Origin of the sequence: Acidihalobacter sp. (assembly GCF_037381185.1) — a bacterium.
Classification (GTDB): domain Bacteria; phylum Pseudomonadota; class Gammaproteobacteria; order DSM-5130; family Acidihalobacteraceae; genus Acidihalobacter_A.
In genome coordinates this window covers 55,777-74,660 of record NZ_JARRQY010000005.1, presented here as the reverse complement: position 1 = coordinate 74,660, position 18,884 = coordinate 55,777, and the positions used below count along the sequence as shown (strand labels likewise).

Below are 18,884 nucleotides of genomic sequence, written 5' to 3'. Positions count from 1 at the left end.
CAGGTCATGTTGGGGGTCGTTGCACTCACCCCAACCTACGGAAGCCCTGTTTTGACGTTCGGTCCCCCCCTGATCGCTTGCCTCGCGGGCGTGCGCCTGGGCTCGGATGGCTGACAGGGATGTCAGCCAAGCAGCTCTTGGCCCGGACGGCCAATAGCTGCGAGCCCCGTTCAGGGGTACGTTCGCGAGGTTGTCCGTCAGGGACAAGCGATCCGTGGGGTGCGTTTCTTTCGCCGGTTTCTTTGCGCATTTCAAAGAAAAAATCGCCGGGAGCGATTTTTCGCCCCAGCCCCGAAGGAGTAAGGCGCAGGGATGCGCCGAACAAATCGACTCGGGCGCGTCACCTCGACCAAGAGAATCCCCATGCATCGAATCGCGCCCGAAACCCGCCACAAAAGCCAGCAAATACGCCGCCTTCAGCCACGCAAGATCAAAACCACAGCCGCTGATACGTGCCTGAAGCCATCCGTTTAATTACCCCAGCACATCACATCAGGGCTTGATGAACAACTTGCGCGGGAACGGTGCAAGCAGTTCGTAGCCGTCGTCGGTGACGACGAAGCTTTCGGAAATTTCCACGCCCCAATCGTCCATCCAGATGCCGGGGATGAGGTGGAAGGTCATGCCCGGCTCGAGCACGGAGCGGTCCCCAGGGCGCAGGCTCATGGTGTGCTCGCCCCAGTCGGGCGGGTAGTTCAACCCCATGGAGTAGCCGATGCGCGATTCCTTGACAATGCCGCGGGGTACGGTGACCGAGCGCCAGGCGGCCTCGATCGACTCGCAGGTGGCGCCGGGGCGCACCGCCTCGAGGCCGGCCTGCACGCCCTCGGCGACGATTTCTGCGGCTTCCACCAGGCGTTCTGGCGGTGTGCCCATGAATGCGGTGCGAGCCATCGGGCAGTGGTAGTGATAGCGCGCGGCGGCCAGCTCGAGGATGCTGGCCTCGCCTTGCACGAAGGGCTTGTCGTTCCAGGTGAGGTGCGGAGTCGAAGTGCCGCGGCCGGTGGGCAGCATGGGCGCGATGGCCGGATAGTCGCCGCCGAACTCCTTGGTGCCGCGCATCTGCGCGCGGTAGATCTCGCCGACCGCGTCGCACTGGCGGATGCCGGGCTCGATGTGTCCGAGGGCGACCTCCATCACGCGTTGCATGATTTTGCCGGCCTGGCGCATGTATTCCAGCTCTTGCGGCGATTTGATCGAGCGCAGGCTCGACACTAGCCGGGTGACGTCGGTGAAGCTGGCGTGCGCCAATTGCCGGCGCAGTACTTCATAGCCGCGGGCGGAGAAGTAGTAGCTGTCCATGTCCAGGCCGATGCGGGCGTGGTCGAGTTCGCGCTCGCGCAGGATGTGCGCCACGAAGTCCATGGGATGGCGGTGGTCGTGGTGTACGTAGCGGTCGGAGTAGGAGTAGAGGTTGCTTTCGTCTACGTAGGTCGTTTCGCGTGCGCCGTTCAGGTCGATGCCGCGGCCGATCCAGATCGGCTCCGGCTCGGCCAGGGCGACGACGACCAGTTGCGGTACGTAGAAGGACCAGCCGTCGTAGCCGGTCAGGTAGTTCATGTTGGCCGGATCGAAGACCAGCAGCACTTCCATGCCCTGAGCCTTCATCAGCGCCTTGGTGCGGCTGATGCGGCCGGCATATTCCTGCGGGCTGAAGGGGAGTGGCCAGGCTTCCGCATGACGTGGCGGAGTGTTGACTGGCGCCACGGGGTTTTCATGCTGGTACAGGGGTTCGCTCGTCATGCTTGTCGTCTCGTTGAGTAAGGGCGTTGCTTACGCATTGATTATGTGACCTAGATTAGCCTTTTGTGCCAGGGCCAGCGCATGCGCTGCAATGGCGGTGTCCTGGGCGCCGGTGCCGGTGAGGTCGCAGAGCGTGATGTCGTCGTCACCGGTACGTCCCGCCGCGCGTCCGCAGACGACCGTGCCGAGTTCGGTGTGCTGAGCCGTTTCGGTCATCACGCCGGCAGCCACGGCAGGCCCCAGTTCGCCCAGCGCTAGGCTCTGGCTGGCCACGTCGCAGACGAAACGCGTGGCGTACGCCAGCGCGGCAGGGGCGATTTCGTTCTTGTAGGGTGCGTCCGAGCCCATTGCGGTGAGGTGCTGTCCCGCGTGCAGCCACTCGCGCTGCACGATGGGTTCGCGCGACGGCGTGGTCGTGATGACAATCTCGGCTTCGCGTACCACGGCCTCGGCGGTATCGCGAATCTCGACCGGGATGCCCAGTCGCTGCGTCATCTCGTCGGCGTATCCCTGTGCGGTCTCTGCGCGCCGGCCCCATACCAATACCTGTTCCAGCGGGCGCACCAGTTTCAGCGCTTCGATTTGCATGCGCGCCTGCAGCCCGGTGCCGAGCACGCCGGCGATGCGGGCATCGGGGCGTGCCAGCTCGCGCGCGGCCAGTGCGCCGGTGCGCAGGTCGGTGAGGTAGCCGTTGTCCAGCAGCACGGCCTCCATGCGCCCGGTTTCGGCAGAGAGCGCGGCCATGAAGCCGGACAGGCTGGGCAGCCCGTGTGCCGGGTTGTCGAAGAAGCCGGACGAGGTCTTGATGGCGAGTTGCGGGAGGCCTTCGATATAGGCGGTCTTGATATCCACCTCGGCGTTGCGCGGCGGGATTTCCAGCGCCAGTACCGGCGGTTGGATGGCACGCCCCTCGCCGAGTGCGCGGAAGGCTTGCTCGGCGGCGCCGATGGCCGCGAGATCCATCGGCACCAGTTGCCGCAGTTCGGCTTCGGTCAGTATGAGTACGCTCATGTCACGATACGGGTGAATTGGTCCATGTCGACGTTGTTGCCGGTGACCACGGTGGCCACGCGGCGACCGCTGCCGGGCACGCTGCCGCGCGCCAGCAAGGCGGCGCCTACCGCGGCGGCGCCTTCGGTGATCAGGCGTTCGTGGTGGTACAGGCCGCGCATGGCTGCGGCGATTTCCTCTTCGGAAATCTGCACGACGTCGTCGACCAGGCGTTGCGTAATGGCGAAGGTATAACGATTGTCCGGGCCGATGCCGCCGCCCAGACTGTCTGCCAGGGTCGGTTCCTCGGGTATTTCGACCGGTTGGCCGGCACGTAGGCTGGCTATCATCGCCGCACCGCGTTCGGGGCTGATGCCGATGATGCGCATGGCCGGATTGACGGCCTTGGCGGCCAGTGCCACGCCGGCGAGCAGGCCGCCGCCGGACAGCGGGATCAGCAGGGTATCCAACTCCGGCGCGTCCTCCAGCAGTTCCAGGCCCAAGGTGCCTTGCCCGGCGATGACCTCGGGATGGTCGAAGGGAGGGATGTAGCCCAGCCCGTCCTCCGCGGCCAGACGCAGTGCCTCGGCTACGGCGGCGTCCTGGTCGTCGCCGACGCGCACGACCTCGGCGCCGAGTTCACGTACGGCTTCGGCCTTGTTCTCGGGGACGAGGTTCGACAGGCAGACGGTGCAGGCCACGCCTTCGGCGCGTGCTGCCCAGGCCACGGCGCGGCCGTGGTTGCCGGTCGAGGCGGTGACTACGCCGCGCGCGCGAACCGCGGCATCCAGCGTGAGCAGCGCGTTGGTGGCCCCGCGCAGCTTGAACGCGCCGCTGGGCTGGGCGGTTTCGAGCTTGAGCAGAACCTGCTCGGCGCCGCATAGCCGCGCCAGACGCGCGGACGGCAGCAGCGGTGTTCGGGCCACGCGCCCGCCGAGGCGGGCGCGTGCACGGTAGACGTCGACCGCCGAAGGCGGCTCGGACGTCTCAGGCGCCACCCAGCGCGCCCTGCGAGGCGAGTTCGTCGGTGACCGACGCGACGGCCTTGCGCGTGGTGTCGACGACGCGGTCGGCTTCGCCGCGGCTGAGCACCAGCGGCGGCGCGAAGCCCAGGATGTCGCCGTGCGGCATGGCGCGGGCGAGCACGCCCTGGGCGCGGCAGGCTTCGTAGACGTGTACGCCGACCTTGTGTTTGGGCGCGAAGGGCAGGCGCTCGGCCGGATCGCGTGCGAACTCGACGGCGGCGAGCATGCCCGCGCCGCGTACCTCGCCGACGATGGGCGAGTCCTCGAGTGCTTCGCGCAGGCCGTTGAGCAGATAGGCGCCGGTGTCGCGGGCCTTTTCGACCAGGTTTTCGCGTTCGATGATGTCGAGGTTGGCCAGGGCGGCGGCGGTGCCCAGCGGGTGGCCGGAGTAGGTCCAGCCGTGGCCGAGCGGGCCGAGGCGGTCGGCGCCTTCTTCCAGCACGCGCCACACGCGTTCGCCGACCATGACCGCAGACAGCGGCGCATAGGCGCTGGTCAGGCCCTTGGCCAGGGTCATCAGGTCGGGTTCGATGCCGTACTGTTCGCAGCCGAATGTGGTGCCCAGACGGCCGAAGCCGGTGATGACTTCGTCGGCGATGAGCAGCACGTCGTAGCGGTGGAGCACAGCCTGGATCTCTTCCCAATAGCCCTCAGGCGGAGGCACGATGCCGCCGGTGCCCAGCACCGGCTCGCCGATGAAGGCGGCGACGGTGTCGGGACCTTCCTCGAGGATCATGCGTTCGAGTTCGGCGGCGCAGTGCTTGGAGAACTCACGCTCGCTCATGTCGCTGTCGTCGCGGCGGTAGTAATGCGGCGTTAGCGTGTGCTTGATCTGCGGCATCGGCAGGTCGAAGGCCTGGTGGAAGACCGGGAGGCCGGTGAGGCTGCCGGTCATGATGCCGGAGCCGTGGTAGGCGCGATGGCGCGAGATGATCTTCTTTTTCGAGGTGCGGCCGAGGATGTTGTTGTAGTACCAGACCAGCTTGATCTGCGTTTCGTTGGCGTCGGAACCGGACAGGCCGTAGTAGACGCGGCTCATGCCAGGAGGGGCCATGCGGATGAGGCGTTCCGATAGTTCGATCAGCGGCTCGTTGGAGTGGCCGGCGTAACTGTGGTAGTAGGCCAGTTCGTGCGCCTGACGGGCAATGGCGTCGGCGACTTCGGTGCGGCCGTAGCCGATGTTGACGCAGTAGAGGCCGGCGAAGGCGTCGAGGAACTCGTTGCCGTGCGCGTCGCGCAGGGTCGAACCTTCTCCTCCGGAGATGATTTGCGGACCGCCGGACAGACCCTGGGCGTGCGCCTTGAGCTGGGTCGAGGGGTGCAGCACGTAGGCGCGGTCGGCGGCTTCGAGTTCGGCGAGTTCGTTGGGCGGGGTGGGAACGGCTTTGAGTGTCATGATGTCCTCCTGACGGTACGGCCTCGGCGGGTTTTGGGCCGCGGTGACGGGACTCCGGACGGCTGTCCGGCGCTTTCGCGGTCTCGATCACCCATTAATCGGGCAGTCCCAGGCAGATGTATTTCAGTTCGCTGTATTCGTCCAGGCCGTGCCGCGAACCTTCGCGACCCTGTCCGGACTGTTTGACGCCGCCGAACGGGATCGGCGGACCGGTGAGCTTGGCGCAGTTGATCGCCACCATGCCGTAGTCGAGCGCCTCGCCCAGACGGGTGGCACGGCCGAGGTTCTCGGTGTAGCAATAGGCAACCAGGCCGTATTCGGTGTCGTTGGCCAATCGAATCGCCTCGGCTTCGTCGTCGAACGGCAGCACCGCGGCGACCGGGGAGAACGTCTCCTCGCGGAACAGCGCCATCTCCGGGGTGACGTCAGCGACCACGGTCGGAGAATAAAAGTTGCCGCCGAGTTTCTTGCCGCCGGTGAGTACGCGCGCGCCGTGACGCTGTGCGTCCTCGACGTGCTGCGCGGCCTTGTCTACGGCGCGGCTGTCGATCAGCGGACCGATCTCGGTGCCCGTTTCCAGGCCGTGGCCGACGCGCAGCTGCGCGGTACGCGCCGCGAAGCGTTCGAGGAAGGCCTCGTAGAGCGGGCGTTGCACCAGGATGCGGTTGGCGGCCAGGCAGTCTTCGCCCGAGGTCTGGAACTTGGCGGCCAGCGCGCCTTCGACGGCGAAGTCGAGATCGGCGTCGTCGAACACGATGAAGGGCGCGTTGCCGCCCAATTCCAGCGTCAGTCGCTTGACCGTGTCGGCGGACTGGCGGATCAGCGCCTTGCCGACTTCGGTCGAGCCGGTGAAGCTCAGCGCCCGTATGCGGACGTCGTCCATCAGTGCGCCGCCGACGGTGCGCCCGTCGCCGGTGATCACCTGGAATATGCTGCCGGGGATGCCGGCCTGTTCGGCCAGCCAGGCCAGCGCCAGCGCGGAGAACGGCGTCTCGCTTGCCGGCCGCACGATCATCGGGCAGCCGGCGGCCAGTGCCGCGGCGGCCTTGCGCGTGACCATCGCCGAGGGGAAGTTCCAGGGCGTGATCGCGGCGGTGACGCCGATGGGGCGGCGCACCGTGCTCAGGTGACGGCCGGGCAGATGGCTGGGGATGGTCTCGCCGTAGGCGCGGCGGCCTTCCTCCGCGAACCAGCGCACGAAGCTGGCGGCATAGTCGATCTCGCCACGAGCCTCGTGCAGAGGCTTGCCTTCCTCCAGCGTCATGATCAGCGCCAGGTCCTCGCGGTGGCGCAGCATCCCCTCGTACCAGGCCAGCAGGTGCTCCGCACGCAGATCCGGCGTCAACGCCGCCCAGGCCGGCAGTGCCACGGAGGCGGCATCGATGGCGCTATCGATGGCTTTGGCGCCGAGTGCCGGGACGTGGCCGATGGTTACCCCGGTGGCTGGGTCGTCGACGGCGATGGCGTCGCGCGAATCGATCCACTTTCCGGCCACCCAGGCCTGTTCGCGCCACAGGCGTGGCTCGCTCAGGCGGATGTGGTGCGCAGGAGTGTGTGCTGCGGTTCGTGTGGCCATTGTCGTGCCTCTTGCCGGTTTGCCCCGTCGCGAGCTCGTGGTGAGTTTGCGACGATCGATCAACGTGCTTCAGTATGCTTCAGGCCATACACCCGTTTTGGTCTTTGATGCGCAGTCACCGCAGGCCTGTTGGTCTTTATCTTCGCTGCCAGTAAGACCGCGCCTCTATTATTTTGGGTGTTTTGTTCGTTTTATCAGTGTGTTGGGTCTTCTCACGTGGGTTTATGACGAACTTGTCGCGGGGCGGCGTATTTGAGAAGAAGTGGACATGCGCGCCTTGGCGCGGGTTTGTTTCGGGAGAACAGCATGAGTTCGGCATCCAGCGCTCGGCCGCAGAGCACGTTCACGATGACGCATTGGGGGATATACGAGATTCAGGCCTCCGGCGGCCGCATCGTTGACGTGAAACCCTGGAAAAACGATCCCGAGCCGTCTCGCATCGGTCGCTCGCTGCTGTCGGTCGATCATCCGTCGCGGGTGCGGGCGCCGATGGTGAGCAAGGGCTGGCTCGAGGGCCGAGGCGGTGGCAGGCGAACTCGCAGGGGCGGCGGAGAATTCGTCGAACTGCCGTGGGACGAAGCCCTGGATCTGGTGGCGGAGGAGCTTGAGCGGGTCAAGCGGACATATGGCAATGCGGCCATTTACGCAGGCTCGTACGGCTGGGCCAGCGCGGGGCGCTTCCATCACGCGCAGAGCCAGATGCACCGCTTCATGAACGTTGTCGGCGGCTATACCCGCTCGGTCAACAATTATTCGTTCGCGGCTGCCGACATCATCGTGCCCTACGTCGTAGGTTGCTCCTACCGGGAGCTGCAGGGTGCGATGACCGACTTGTCCGATGTGGCTGCCAACACCAACCTGTTGCTGTCGTTCGGTGGCATTCCCCTGAAGAATGCGCAGATCGAACCGGGCGGTCAGGGGCGGCATGTGGTAGGTGGGCTGTTGCGCAAGGCGCGGCGCAATGGTTGCCGGTTCGTGAACGTCTCGCCACTGCGCGAGGATGTGGCGCCCGAACTCGAAGCCGAATGGCTGCCGCTGCGTCCGAACAGCGATACCGCGCTGATGTTGGGACTGGCGCACACCCTGTATGCGGAAAGACTTTACGATCGCGCGTTCGTGGAACGTTACACGGTCGGCTTCGATACCTTCTCTCGCTACCTGCTCGGTGTTGCCGACGGTCAGGCCAGAGATGCCGACTGGGCGGCCGCAGTGACCGGCGTGCCGGCGGCGCGGATTCGCGAGCTGGCGCGGGAGATGGCGTCCACGCGCACCATGATCAACGTGAGCTGGTCGATACAGCGTGCCGATCATGGCGAGCAGCCGTATTGGATGGCGGTGACCCTGGCGGCGATGCTCGGACAGATCGGTCTGCCCGGCGGTGGCTTCGCGTTCGGTTACGGCGCGGTGGCCTCGATCGGCAGCGGCATGCCGCGCATCAGGATGCCGTCGCTGCCGTCGCTGCACAACCCGGTCGACAGCTACATCCCTGTGGCGCGCATCAGCGACATGCTGCTCGATCCCGGCGGCGCGTTCGATTTCAACGGGCAGCGGCTGACCTATCCGGACGTTCGCCTGATCTACTGGGCCGGGGGCAACCCCTTTCATCACCATCAGGACATCAACCGTCTGCTGGAAGCCTGGCAACGTCCCGAAACCGTCATCGTGCACGAGCCGTTCTGGACGGCGACCGCGCGGCATGCCGACATCGTCCTGCCGGCGACCACGGTGCTCGAACGCAACGATCTCGGCGGTTCTTCGCAGGACAACGTGCTGGTCGCCATGCGTCAGGCGATTCCGCCGGTGGGCGGCGCGCGCAACGATTACGACATTTTCGCGGATCTGGCTCGACGCCTGGGCGTGGCGGAGACGTTTACTGATGGCCGCTCGGAGATGGGCTGGTTGCGCCACCTTTACGCACAACTGTCCGAACGGCATACCGAGTTGCCCGCTTTCGACGATTTCTGGGCGCAGGGCGTATACGAATTCGGAGCGCAGGATTCAGACGATGCGCCGCGCCGTATGCTGAGCGAGTTCCGCGAAAATCCCGAAGCACATCCATTGTCTACGCCGTCAGGACGCATCGAAATCCGGTCAGAAACCATCGGGGACTACGGCTACTCGGACTGCCCGGAGCATCCGATCTGGCTCGAGCCTTCCGAGTGGCTGGGCGGCGCGACAGCCGTCCGGTATCCCCTGCATCTCATTTCGAATCAGCCTGCCACGCGGCTGCACAGCCAGTGGGATCACGGAGCGACGAGTCAGGATGCGAAGATCAGGGGGCTGGAGGCGATTCGCATTCATCCGCACGATGCGGCCGCGCGTAACATTGCCGACGGCGGCGTGGTTGTGGTCTGCAACGATCGCGGTCGCTGTCTCGCCGGCGCGCGAGTGACCGACGCGGTGATGCCGGGCGTCGTCGTGCTGCCGACCGGTGCGCCGTTCGAACCGGAGCATCCCGGCGTTGTGGGGAGTCTCGACACGCGAGGTAACCCCAATGTCCTCACCCGCGACCACGGTACCTCGCGTCTCGCGCAGGGGGCGAGCGCGCAAACCTGCTTGGTGGATATCGTCCGGTATGTGTCGGGCGAAAGCTATGACCCGTTGACGAACTCTGGCGCCGCCACGGACGCTGCTTCGGGTACGTAGTTGGCAGGTACGGCGAGCGAGCGCAGCGGCTTGCCCATGACGACGGCGGTGCGAAAACGGCGGATGTTCGCGTCGTCGTAGAACAGTCGGCGCGTCATGGCTTCGAAGTCGTCCATGTTCTGGGCTAGCACGATGAGCACGAAATCGCTGTCGCCGGTGACGTAATAGCATTGCTGTACCAGCGGTTCGTTGGCGACCTTGCGGCGGAAGTTGTCAACCTGGTCGGCGCGCTCATGTTCCAGTTCCACAGTGATCACGAAGGTCATCGGCAGACCGACGGCACCAGGATGCACTTCCACTACGTCCCTGAGGATTATGCCGCTTTCGCGCATGCGCTTGATGCGTCGCTGGACGGCGGTGGCGGAGAGGGAAACCTCCGCGGCTAGCCGTTCCAGCGATTGCCTGGCGTCTTCCTGAAGCAGGTCGAGCAGTTGCCTGTCGATTTGGTCGAGTTCGGATGGTTTCATCATTTTTCTCGTTTTGACGCATTTTTACGCAACAAATTTAATCAATGACGTTGAAATACGCAAAATCAATGCGCCGTATGCCGTCAGTATAAATGTCGTGTCGATAAATGGACCTCGACCGGGGTGCTCGTGCTCGGTAATCCATTGAGGTTCCAAGGACGTACTCACTGTCTGTCGATGGCTGCTAGCGCTCGACTGTTCGGCGTCGGAGCCGTCGTCTGCCAGAGCCATGCGGTGTCGGGAAGTGTTCGCCGGCCGAATTGCCAGTAGTGGCATGAAGGTGCAGTCGGGTGAGGAATGGAAACGACCTAGAGGTGTGAGTTGAACGAAGTTGTGCGCATCAGTTGCGATATCGATCTAGACGTTCCAGGCATTCGGCAGGGTGCCCTGCAGTTTCCGCTATCGACGGATGCCTCGGCATGGGGGCGCTTGCTGACGCCGATCGTGGTCGCCGTCGGCGAGGAATCCGGCCCCACGGTGCTGGTGACCGGCGCGAGTCACGGCGATGAATACGAAGGTCCGCTCGGCATCATGCGTTTGTTGCAGGACATGCCGGGCACCGCATTCCGCGGTCGGCTGATTGCTTTGCCGGCACTCAATTACCCCGCTCTGATGGCCGGCCGCCGGCTGTCGCCGCTGGATGGCGGCAATATGAACCGCAGTTTCCCCGGCCGGGCCGACGGCGGACCGACGCTAGCTCTCGCGCACTGGGTCTACACTCGATTGCTGCCTTTGGCGGACGCGGTCATCGATATCCATTCTGGGGGTTCCAGCCTGCGTTTCGCGCCCAGCGCGGTGATCCACGAACTACCCGACCCCGCACAGATGGCTGCCACCAGAGCGCTAGCCGAAGCCTTCGCCGCGCCGTTCACGCAAGTGCTGACCGAGTTGGACAGCGTGGGCGAACTGGACGGCGCAGTCGAGGCGCTCGGGCTTCCCTTTCTGTCTACCGAGTTGGGCGGCGGCGGCGGTGTCACACCGCAGACGGTCGCCATGGCACACGAGGGTCTGCAGCGCTGCCTGCGGCATCTGGGTCTAGTCGATACGGCTCCGCCGCCCACGCTGCGCAGCCGGTTCCTGTATGTGCCGGAAACAGGCTACGTCATGCCGTCACGTTCCGGTTTGCTCGATCCCATCGTTGAGGTGGGCGAAGCGGTGCAGGCCGGTCAGGTGCTCGCGAAACTCTACGACATTGATGAACCGTTGCGGGAACCTGTGCAGTTGCTGGCTCCGCAGCAGGGCGTGCTGGTTTGTCGCGCGGCGCGTGGAGGCGTGGCGCGGGGCGATACGGTGGCAGTCGTCGGTGCGGACGTGTGAGTACGGAACGGTGAGACGTATGCAGCGACAGTCTATGCGAACACCGGTTCCGCCGCAGCCGTGCGCGGTGCGCAAGCGGAGTGCTTGAGATGCGCCGCGCCCGTCTAGATCGATACGATCTGGCGATTCTGGCCGCGTTACAGCGCGACGGACGGATGTCCAAATTGCGGCTGTCTGAGGCGATACATTTGTCGCCGACGCCGTGTTGGGAACGCTTGAGGAAACTCGAGCGCGATGGATTTATTCGTGGTTATCACGCGGATGTCGCCGTCGAGGAATTGTTCGACGTATCTCATTTCTTGGTCGAGGTCACTTTGAGTCGTCATCGCGCAGAAGATTTTGCGCGTTTCGAAGCGGCAGTCAATGCGCACCCTGAAGTTCTGACAAGCTACGCTGTTGCAGGCGGTTTCGATTACTTTCTGTCAGTTGTGGCGGAAAGCATTGCCGCATATCAGGAAATGATTGAGTCATGGCTAAACGAGGACATGGGTGTTGAACGTTATTTCACCTACGTCGTAACGCGAACCGTGAAGGACTCACGGCACTTTCCAGTAGAGCATTTCTGGTCTATGCGGCGAAGAGATGAGTGAATAAGCGGGTCTTTCAGGAGGCGTATTAAGTGTTTACGGTGTAAATGAGTCTTCGTAAGAAAGACGCCGGTTGGGGGTGGGCATATGCGTATGGCCGCCCGATTTTAGACTGTACAACCTACGCGATTTGCAGTTCTCTAGGAGGCGAAAATGTATCGTAATACTTTGTTAAAAAGGGTTTTTGGTGTGGCGGCTAGTGCGATGTTGGCTTTTGCATCAACATCGGTCTTTGCTGAGGGTCTTTTGGAAAAAGCACGTAGTCAAGGCATCACTATAGGTGTTGGGAATGATATTCCTTATGGCTATATAACGCCTGATGGTGGGGCTGCTGGTATATCTCCGGATGTGGCCAAAAAGGTCCTGAATGGAATGGGCATCACTAAGATCAGGTGGAAGGGGATGCCATTCGGCCAACTGATTCCGGCGGTTAAGTCAGGGCGCATTGATTTGGCGGCTACGAGTCAGAATGTGCTGCCAGAGCGCTGCAAGCAGGTGGCTTTTTCTCGAGTCAATTCAAGCTACGGCGAAGGATTGTTGGTTCTCAAAGGCAATCCGTACAAAATCCATAGCTATACAGACATCAAGAATAATCCCCAAGTGAAATTGGGTATCATGACCGGTGCGGATGAGCTGAATTTTGCGCAGGCGACGGGAATTCCACAGAGCCAGATTGTGCTGGTTCATTCCAACGCGGATTCCATTCCGGCACTCTTGTCGCACCGGATAGACGCTCTTGCCGCAACGGGCTTGAGCGTGTACGAAATAGCTAAGAAAGCGCCCTCAAAAGTCGAGCGGGCAGAGCCTTTTACTCAGCCCATGTTTCATGGAAAACCGACGCGTTCTTATGGTGCATTTTCCATGCGTAAGTCGGATGTGGCGTTTTTGAAGGCATTCAATGCGGAACTGGACAAAGTCCAGAAGACGCCATTCTGGGCGAACACGTTGGAACACTATGGCCTGAGCAAGGAAGATGTCCAAGCGGCCCGTGCCGTAAGGACGGCAGACCTTTGTCGTGGAGAGTAGTGCGGTCGACTAGATAATTCACAAGCCTGTCGAGCCGAGCCTCCGGAGCGAATAATTTCGTCCGGAGGCTCTAAAAGGAGGGGCATCTATTGAGTGTGTACGATATTTTTCGCACGCTTCTTAATGGGTTGCAGATAACCATTGAGTTGACGGTGCTCTCTACGATATTGGGGGCGTTGTTTTCCTTCGTTTTTGGTGTTGGGAAAATTTCTCGCATCAGAATTTTTCGCTTTTTTTCCACTGCTTATGTTGAAATTTTCCGTGGTACCTCATTGATTGTTCAGTTGTTTTGGTTGTACTACGCATTGCCTTTGTTGGGAGTCTCTTTTAATTCATTTGTGATTGGTACGTTTGCCCTGGCGCTGAATATCGGTGCCTACGGTGCAGAAGTGGTGCGTGGTGCCTTGCAAACCGTGCCAAAAGGGCAAGGCGAAGCATCATTGGCATTGGGTTTCAGTCCCTGGCAGCGCTTAGTTCGTGTGCTATTGCCCCAAGCCGTGCCGGAGATGATGCCGACGTTTATCAATCTCGCGATTCAGAACCTCAAGGATTCTGCGATCGTATCCCTAATCAGCCTTACCGATCTGACCTACTATGCGAATAATCTTCAAAATCTGACTTACGATACGCTGCGTATCTATACCGTAACTTTGTTCATGTATTTCTTCCTGGCGTTGCTGATGTCTTGGGGGCTGGGGATGCTTGAACGCTATCTGCGGCGATGGAAGCTGCAGGCTAGGTAGGAGACGCGATCATGCTTTTCGGGATTCATTGGGATACGAGCGGTACGACGCTGGATTTTGCTCTGTCCATCTTGCCAATACTGTTGATCGGTTTGAAGGTGACGATAGAAGCCACTATTTTCGGATTCGTATTGGCACTGGTATTGGGTTTGGTGCTGGCGATCCTACGTTCGTCGCGTTTTCGGATTGTGTCATGGATGGCATGGTTCGTGATCGAATTCCTTCGGGACACTCCGCTGCTGGTGCAGCTATTTTTCCTGTTCTACGTTTTGCCGCTTTACGGCGTTTCATTGCCTGCCTTGGTGATTGGGATCATTGGACTTGGCGCGCAGTACAGCGCCTATTGCGCAGAGGTGTATCGCGGCGGAATAGAGGCGATCGATCGAGGCCAATGGGAAGCAGCGCATGCTCTCGATTTAAGCCGAATCATGACCTACAAGGATATTATTTTGCCGCAGGCAATCCCTAGAGTCATACCGGCGCTTGGCACATACCTTGTAGCGATGATCAAGGATGCGCCGCTGCTTTCGGCAATTACGGTATTGGACATGATGGCCGCCTCCACCATTATCGGCGACCAGACATACAACTATCTTGTACCCTTGAGCATCGTGGGGGCACTGTTTTTCATCAGCACTTTAGTGGCATCGTTTTTGGTACACAAACTAGATCGGGCGCTACCTAAAACCGGGATACCGATGAAATGAGTGCACATGTCGTTTTCGATCAGGTTGTCAAACGTTATGACGACACGGATATTCTGCGTGATTTCTCCTTTGCCGCTGAAAAAGGGGAAAAGGTGGTGCTGATCGGTGCCTCGGGTTCTGGCAAGTCCACCGTATTGCGCATTCTGATGACGCTGGAACAAATCCAGGACGGAGAGGTTTATATAGACGGCGAGCCGCTTTGGCACGAGTCAGGCAAGCCGGGAAAGCTTGCCAGCGAGGCCTATTTGCGGCACATGCGGACCAAGGTCGGCATGGTTTTCCAGCAGTTCAATCTGTTTCCACATATGACGGCCTTGCGCAACGTCATCGAAGCGCCTATCCGGGTGCTCAAAACTCCGCGTAAGGAGGCTGAGGAACGGGGGCAGGAGCTTCTCGAGCGTGTTGGCCTCAGCGCGCGCTGCGACGCTTTCCCTGCCCAACTTTCCGGTGGCCAGCAGCAGCGCGTGGCGATCGCGCGCGCGCTGGCGATGCGCCCCGAAATCATGTTGTTCGATGAGCCGACCTCGGCGCTCGATCCCGAGATGGTCGGTGAGGTGCAGGCCGTTATCCGCGAGCTGGCCGAGGAGAGCGACCTGACCATGCTGATCGCCACGCACGAAATGCGTTTCGCACGCGATGTGGCCGACCGCATCTGTTTCCTGAACAAGGGGCAGATTCTGGAGGAGGGCCCGCCTGAGGAAGTGCTGGTCAATCCGCAAGAGGAGCGTACGCAGTTGTTCCTGCGTTCCTTGCTGGAGGATTCCGTCTCGAACTGAACCGGCGACAGTGGTCGGGTATATGATGGTTACTCCATTTACGGCCTGAGCACGCATGTCCGAGTCCACGCGATTGCCGCGCAGCGGCGGCACCTACGTGCTGCTGTGCGAGGCTGTCGGGCAGGCACGTATCCAGATTGGCAGGCTCGGGACGTTGACGCTTTGCCCGGGCTGGTACGCTTATGTCGGCAGCGCTTTCGGGCCGGGCGGTTTGAACGCCCGGGTCGGCCGGCATCTGCGCCGCGACAAGCCGTTGCGCTGGCATTTCGATTATCTGCGCCCCTACGTCGCGCTGCGCGCGGCTTGGTATATGGCAGGGCAGGCGCGTTGTGAGTCGCACTGGGCGACGAAGCTCGCCCGGCTGCCAGGCGCAGCGGCGCCTCTGAGCGGTTTCGGCGCGTCGGACCATCCGGGCGCGAGCCATCTTTTCGCCTTTGCACACAGGCCGACGTTGCTAGACTTCAGTGCCGGACTCGCTGCAGGGAATGAGCCTTGCGGCGAGGTGCGGGAACTGTTGCTTCAGGACTCCGGGAGATAAACATGCGTGCGATTCAGATGACGGCTGTCGGTGGCCCGGATGTTCTGCAGATGGCAGAGGTGCCGGAACCGCGGATCGAAGCGTCGACGCAGGTAAAAATCCGCCTGCGCGCGGCTGGCGTCAATCCCATCGATACGAAGGTGCGCGGCGCGGGGATCTATGTCGGTGATCGCTTGCCCGCCATATTGGGGTTGGACGGCGCGGGCGAGGTGACGGAGGTCGGCGAGGGCGTGACTCGGCTCAAGCCGGGTGATGCGGTCTGGCTCTGCAATGGCGGGCTCGGCGCCGAGCCCGGCACCTATGCCGAATTCGTGGTGGTCGACGAGGCCGTGGCCAGGCTCATGCCGAGCAACGCGAGCTTCGCCGAGGCGGCCGCAGCCCCGCTGGTGTTGATCACCGCCTGGGAGTCGCTGTTCGACCGTGCCCACCTGCATGAGGGACATACCTTGCTGGTGCATGCGGGGGCCGGCGGCGTCGGCCATGTCGCAATACAGCTTGCCCACCATGCCGGCGCCCGCATTGCCGCAACGGCTTCGGCCGAGAATGCCGGATTTCTGCGCGAACTGGGGGTGGAGCGGGTGATCGATTACCACGCCGAGGATTTCGTCGCGGCGGCGCTGGAGTGGACCGACGGGCAAGGAGTCAACGTTTGCTTCGACGCGGTCGGCGGTGAAACCTTCGCGCGCAGCGTGCAGACGGTTGCCCACTACGGCGATCTGGTTACCTCGCTCGAGCCGCCGGAGAACATGAGCTGGCGCGAGGCGCGGCTGCGGAATCTGCGCGTCGGTTTCGATCTGATGCTGACGCCTCTGCTGGGCGGCCTGCCGGTGGCGCGTACGCACCAGGGCGAGATACTCGATAATTGTGCGGCTTTGTTCGAGGCCGGCAAGCTTGTTGTGCATGTCGGTGCGCGCTACCTGCTGGACGATGCGGCGCTGGCGCATGCAGAGCTGCAGGTCGGCCATACGCGCGGCAAACGCGTGCTGTTGATGTGAGCGTGCGATCGATCGGACAGCTGTTGACCGTCTTCGGCTAAGAGCTGAGTTCTCAGCCGCCCGGTTTGCCCCCGGGCGGAGTGGGCAATGGCAGGGTGGCGATCTTGCCGTCGCCGCCGGGCAGGATCTTGTTGGGCCCGACCTTCTCCACTTCGTCGATACGTATCACCGATTGCAGGGGGACGTAGGTCCGTTTGACGCTGCTGAATTCCGCCTTGAGACGTTCCTCGGCCGGATCGACGAGTACGGCCGAGCGTTCCCCGAAGAGAATGCCCTCTACTTCCACGAAGGCGTACATCGAGCTCTGCGCCACGCTGCGGGCGTACAGCTCATAGATGCTGCCCTGGTTGTGGAAAAGGATGCGGTAGACGCGTTTGTTGTCCATACAGAAGGTCGATGCCAAGTCCAAACGCGCAAGTATAGCCGGCCGTGATGCGGCGGCTCCATTCATTCGTCCGTGCCGCGGATTTCAGCCGATGATGCCTTCCAGCCAGTCGTGGCTGCGCAGCCGTTCGGTGAACCAGGCCAGAGCGCGGCCACCGTCGTTTTCGTGCCAGGCGAGCGATATGAGCGGAGCCGGCAGGTCGTTGCTGAGCCGCTTGCTGATCAGGCGGCCGTTTTTGAGGTCGGCCTCGACGTAGTGTCGCGGAACGGAGCCCACCCCCAGACCGCGGCGGTGTGCTTCGCACTTGGTCTGCATGTCCGGCACGCTGAGAACGTCCTGGGTGCCTGCAATGCCGACGGTGCGCGTCGGAAGGTCGCGCGAGGTGTCGGCCGCGGCAATGGCGCGGTGGCTGGTGATCTGGGTTTCGGACAGCGGCTCGGCGGCCTTGGCCAGCGGATGATGCGGGGCGACGACGAACACGAACGGTATCTTGCCGAGCGCGTGAGTGGCGTAGCTGCCGTAGGGTGCGAGTTCGCCGGATGCGCCGACGGCGAGATCGGCACGGCCGCTGACCAGTGCGTCCCATACGCCGGTGAGCACTTCCAGGCTGAGTCGGACACGGGTGGCGTGGCCGGCCGCGTAGAATTCTTCCAGGATGGGGTATAGCCGCGAGATGGGTACGAGATCGCCAACGGCAATGTGCAGCTCCGTTTCCCAGCCGTGAGCCACCCGCTTGACCATGGCTTCCAGGTCTTCCGCGCCGCGCAGCAGGTGGCGCCCCTCTTTGAGCAGTTTCGTGCCGGCCGGGGTGAGCAGTGCCCGGTGCCCACTGCGATCGAACAGCTTGACGTCGAGATCCTGCTCCAGCTTTTGCACCGTGTAGGTGATGGATGATGGAACCCTGTGCAGGCTTTGCGCCGCCGCGGCGAAACTGCCGTGGCGGTCGATGGCGTCTATGACGGCGATGGCATCGAGGGTGAGGCGCATGGGGATCTTCCGGGTGGGAACGGCGGCGGTTTCGAAACGCATTGTATCGCGTGCCGCCACACCGGCATATTCATTCCAGAAAGCGCCGTACCGCCCACCAGCCTGCGACGACGCCGGCGACAGAGCCCACGGAACTGAGCAGGAATGCCGTGCCCATGCCCACCGGTTGGCCCAGATCCCAACCGATCCAGCCGCCCAGCGTGGCGCCGCCCAGAGTGAACAATTGCATCATCGTCGATTACCTCATCGTCGTCGCCAGGCGACGTTGGACGGAAGCCGATGCGAAGGTGCTAGACTTCCGCACGTCACCCCGGACCCGGTCCGGGAGGTTTCCCCCGCAACGAGGAAAGGAGTGCTGAATATGCGCTTAAGCATGCTAGCAGGGACCGTTCTGCTCGCCGCGAGTTCCGCTGCGATGGCCAACGGTCTTGAACTGCAGCTTGGCAACAAGACGGCCCAACTGAGTTTTCTGACTGATTCCGGTCTGATCGGTTACAGCGGTGCACAGCTCGATTTCAGCGGTTTCGCTAATAACAAGAGCGATTTCTTGGGCAGCGCGGGTCTGCTGGTGCAGGGTGTCCCTGCCGGGCAGTCGCCGCTGACATTCGGTCTCGGTGCCAAGGCATATGCTGCGACCATCGACACGCCCAACAAGGACGTGCAGGCGATCGCGATCGGCGGCTTGGCCAAGTATACCATCCCGAACCGTATGCCCATGGCGGTGGTGCTCAAGGGTTATTACGCCCCCGATATCACCACGTTCAGCGACGGCAAGTCGCTCACCGATCTGAATCTCAACTACCAGATCGAGGTGACGCCAGGCGCGACCGCGTTCGCCGGCTACCGTCTGCTGCAGACCGACCTGAAGAACCACGGCGACTACAGCCTGGACGACAGCATCCACGTTGGTATTCGCCTCAACTTCTGAGCATGGGCGCGGCCCCGATGGAGCCGACTCCACGGGGCCGCGCCCGATCCGC

The 18,884-nt window shown here is 62.4% G+C and carries 19 protein-coding genes; 10 read left to right on the top strand and 9 right to left on the bottom strand.

Annotated features, from left to right (window positions below; translation table 11 throughout):
* Positions 1-492 precede the first annotated feature (492 nt).
* From P8014_RS02530 to P8014_RS02510, 5 genes are all read right to left on the bottom strand, one after another.
* The gene (locus P8014_RS02530; protein ID WP_337815727.1) at positions 493-1,743 is read right to left on the bottom strand and encodes a M24 family metallopeptidase; all 1,251 of its coding nucleotides are present in this window, start codon (positions 1,741-1,743) and stop codon (positions 493-495) included.
* 30 nt (positions 1,744-1,773) lie between these two features.
* Complete coding sequence (locus P8014_RS02525) at positions 1,774-2,754, bottom strand: cyclodeaminase (protein WP_337815726.1); 981 nt, start codon at positions 2,752-2,754, stop codon at positions 1,774-1,776.
* On the bottom strand, positions 2,751-3,731 hold the full coding sequence (eutB, locus tag P8014_RS02520) for a hydroxyectoine utilization dehydratase EutB (protein WP_337815725.1): 981 nt from the start codon (positions 3,729-3,731) through the stop codon (positions 2,751-2,753). Before eutB ends, P8014_RS02525 begins: the two co-directional genes overlap by 4 nt.
* Positions 3,721-5,154 (bottom strand): aminotransferase, encoded by a 1,434-nt coding sequence (locus P8014_RS02515; RefSeq protein WP_337815724.1) that lies wholly within the window; start codon positions 5,152-5,154, stop codon positions 3,721-3,723. Before P8014_RS02515 ends, eutB begins: the two co-directional genes overlap by 11 nt.
* Positions 5,155-5,248: 94 nt before the next feature.
* A complete protein-coding gene (locus P8014_RS02510) occupies positions 5,249-6,730 on the bottom strand; it encodes an NAD-dependent succinate-semialdehyde dehydrogenase (protein WP_337815723.1) in 1,482 nt (493 codons plus the stop codon).
* 306 nt (positions 6,731-7,036) lie between these two features.
* Here P8014_RS02510 and P8014_RS02505 point away from each other — a divergent pair, with 306 nt between their 5' ends.
* Complete coding sequence (locus P8014_RS02505) at positions 7,037-9,376, top strand: molybdopterin guanine dinucleotide-containing S/N-oxide reductase (RefSeq protein WP_337815722.1); 2,340 nt, start codon at positions 7,037-7,039, stop codon at positions 9,374-9,376.
* Here the strand turns inward: P8014_RS02505 and P8014_RS02500 are convergent.
* The gene (locus tag P8014_RS02500) at positions 9,322-9,846 is read right to left on the bottom strand and encodes an Lrp/AsnC family transcriptional regulator (RefSeq protein WP_337815721.1); all 525 of its coding nucleotides are present in this window, start codon (positions 9,844-9,846) and stop codon (positions 9,322-9,324) included. The two genes, P8014_RS02505 and P8014_RS02500, sit on opposite strands and share 55 nt — an antisense overlap.
* Positions 9,847-10,164: 318 nt before the next feature.
* Between P8014_RS02500 and P8014_RS02495 the strand changes: the two genes are divergently transcribed.
* The 8 genes from P8014_RS02495 to P8014_RS02460 all read left to right on the top strand — a co-directional run bounded on the left by P8014_RS02495 (position 10,165) and on the right by P8014_RS02460 (position 16,532).
* On the top strand, positions 10,165-11,160 hold the full coding sequence (locus P8014_RS02495) for a succinylglutamate desuccinylase/aspartoacylase family protein (RefSeq protein WP_337815720.1): 996 nt from the start codon (positions 10,165-10,167) through the stop codon (positions 11,158-11,160).
* Positions 11,161-11,249: 89 nt separating this feature from the next.
* Entirely contained in the window at positions 11,250-11,750 is a 501-nt protein-coding gene (locus P8014_RS02490) for an Lrp/AsnC family transcriptional regulator (RefSeq protein WP_337815719.1), read from the top strand.
* Between the two features lie 150 nt (positions 11,751-11,900).
* Positions 11,901-12,773, top strand: a complete 873-nt coding sequence (ehuB, locus tag P8014_RS02485; RefSeq protein ID WP_337815718.1) for an ectoine/hydroxyectoine ABC transporter substrate-binding protein EhuB — start codon at positions 11,901-11,903, stop codon at positions 12,771-12,773.
* 95 nt (positions 12,774-12,868) lie between these two features.
* Positions 12,869-13,516, top strand: coding sequence for an ectoine/hydroxyectoine ABC transporter permease subunit EhuC (gene ehuC / locus P8014_RS02480; RefSeq protein ID WP_337815768.1), 648 nt, complete (start codon positions 12,869-12,871; stop codon positions 13,514-13,516).
* An 11-nt stretch (positions 13,517-13,527) separates the two neighbouring features.
* Complete coding sequence (gene ehuD, locus P8014_RS02475) at positions 13,528-14,223, top strand: ectoine/hydroxyectoine ABC transporter permease subunit EhuD (protein ID WP_337815717.1); 696 nt, start codon at positions 13,528-13,530, stop codon at positions 14,221-14,223.
* Positions 14,220-14,999: an ectoine/hydroxyectoine ABC transporter ATP-binding protein EhuA gene (gene ehuA / locus P8014_RS02470; protein ID WP_337815716.1), complete on the top strand. Its 780-nt coding sequence runs from the start codon at positions 14,220-14,222 to the stop codon at positions 14,997-14,999. Before ehuD ends, ehuA begins: the two co-directional genes overlap by 4 nt.
* Positions 15,000-15,054: 55 nt before the next feature.
* Positions 15,055-15,537 (top strand): GIY-YIG nuclease family protein, encoded by a 483-nt coding sequence (locus tag P8014_RS02465; RefSeq protein WP_337815715.1) that lies wholly within the window; start codon positions 15,055-15,057, stop codon positions 15,535-15,537.
* Between the two features lie 2 nt (positions 15,538-15,539).
* Positions 15,540-16,532, top strand: coding sequence for a zinc-binding dehydrogenase (locus P8014_RS02460; RefSeq protein ID WP_337815714.1), 993 nt, complete (start codon positions 15,540-15,542; stop codon positions 16,530-16,532).
* A gap of 52 nt (positions 16,533-16,584) precedes the next feature.
* On the opposite strand, the gene P8014_RS02455 is transcribed toward P8014_RS02460, so the two are convergent.
* The 3 genes from P8014_RS02455 to P8014_RS02445 form a co-directional block, all read right to left on the bottom strand.
* Positions 16,585-16,917: a DUF1820 family protein gene (locus P8014_RS02455; RefSeq protein ID WP_337815713.1), complete on the bottom strand. Its 333-nt coding sequence runs from the start codon at positions 16,915-16,917 to the stop codon at positions 16,585-16,587.
* 84 nt (positions 16,918-17,001) lie between these two features.
* Positions 17,002-17,946, bottom strand: coding sequence for a LysR substrate-binding domain-containing protein (locus P8014_RS02450; RefSeq protein ID WP_337815712.1), 945 nt, complete (start codon positions 17,944-17,946; stop codon positions 17,002-17,004).
* Positions 17,947-17,974: 28 nt separating this feature from the next.
* Entirely contained in the window at positions 17,975-18,136 is a 162-nt protein-coding gene (locus P8014_RS02445; protein ID WP_337815711.1) for a hypothetical protein, read from the bottom strand.
* Between the two features lie 129 nt (positions 18,137-18,265).
* On the opposite strand from P8014_RS02445, the gene P8014_RS02440 reads away from it, so the two are divergent.
* A complete protein-coding gene (locus P8014_RS02440) occupies positions 18,266-18,832 on the top strand; it encodes a YfaZ family outer membrane protein (protein ID WP_337815710.1) in 567 nt (188 codons plus the stop codon).
* The last annotated feature ends 52 nt before the right edge of the window (positions 18,833-18,884 follow it).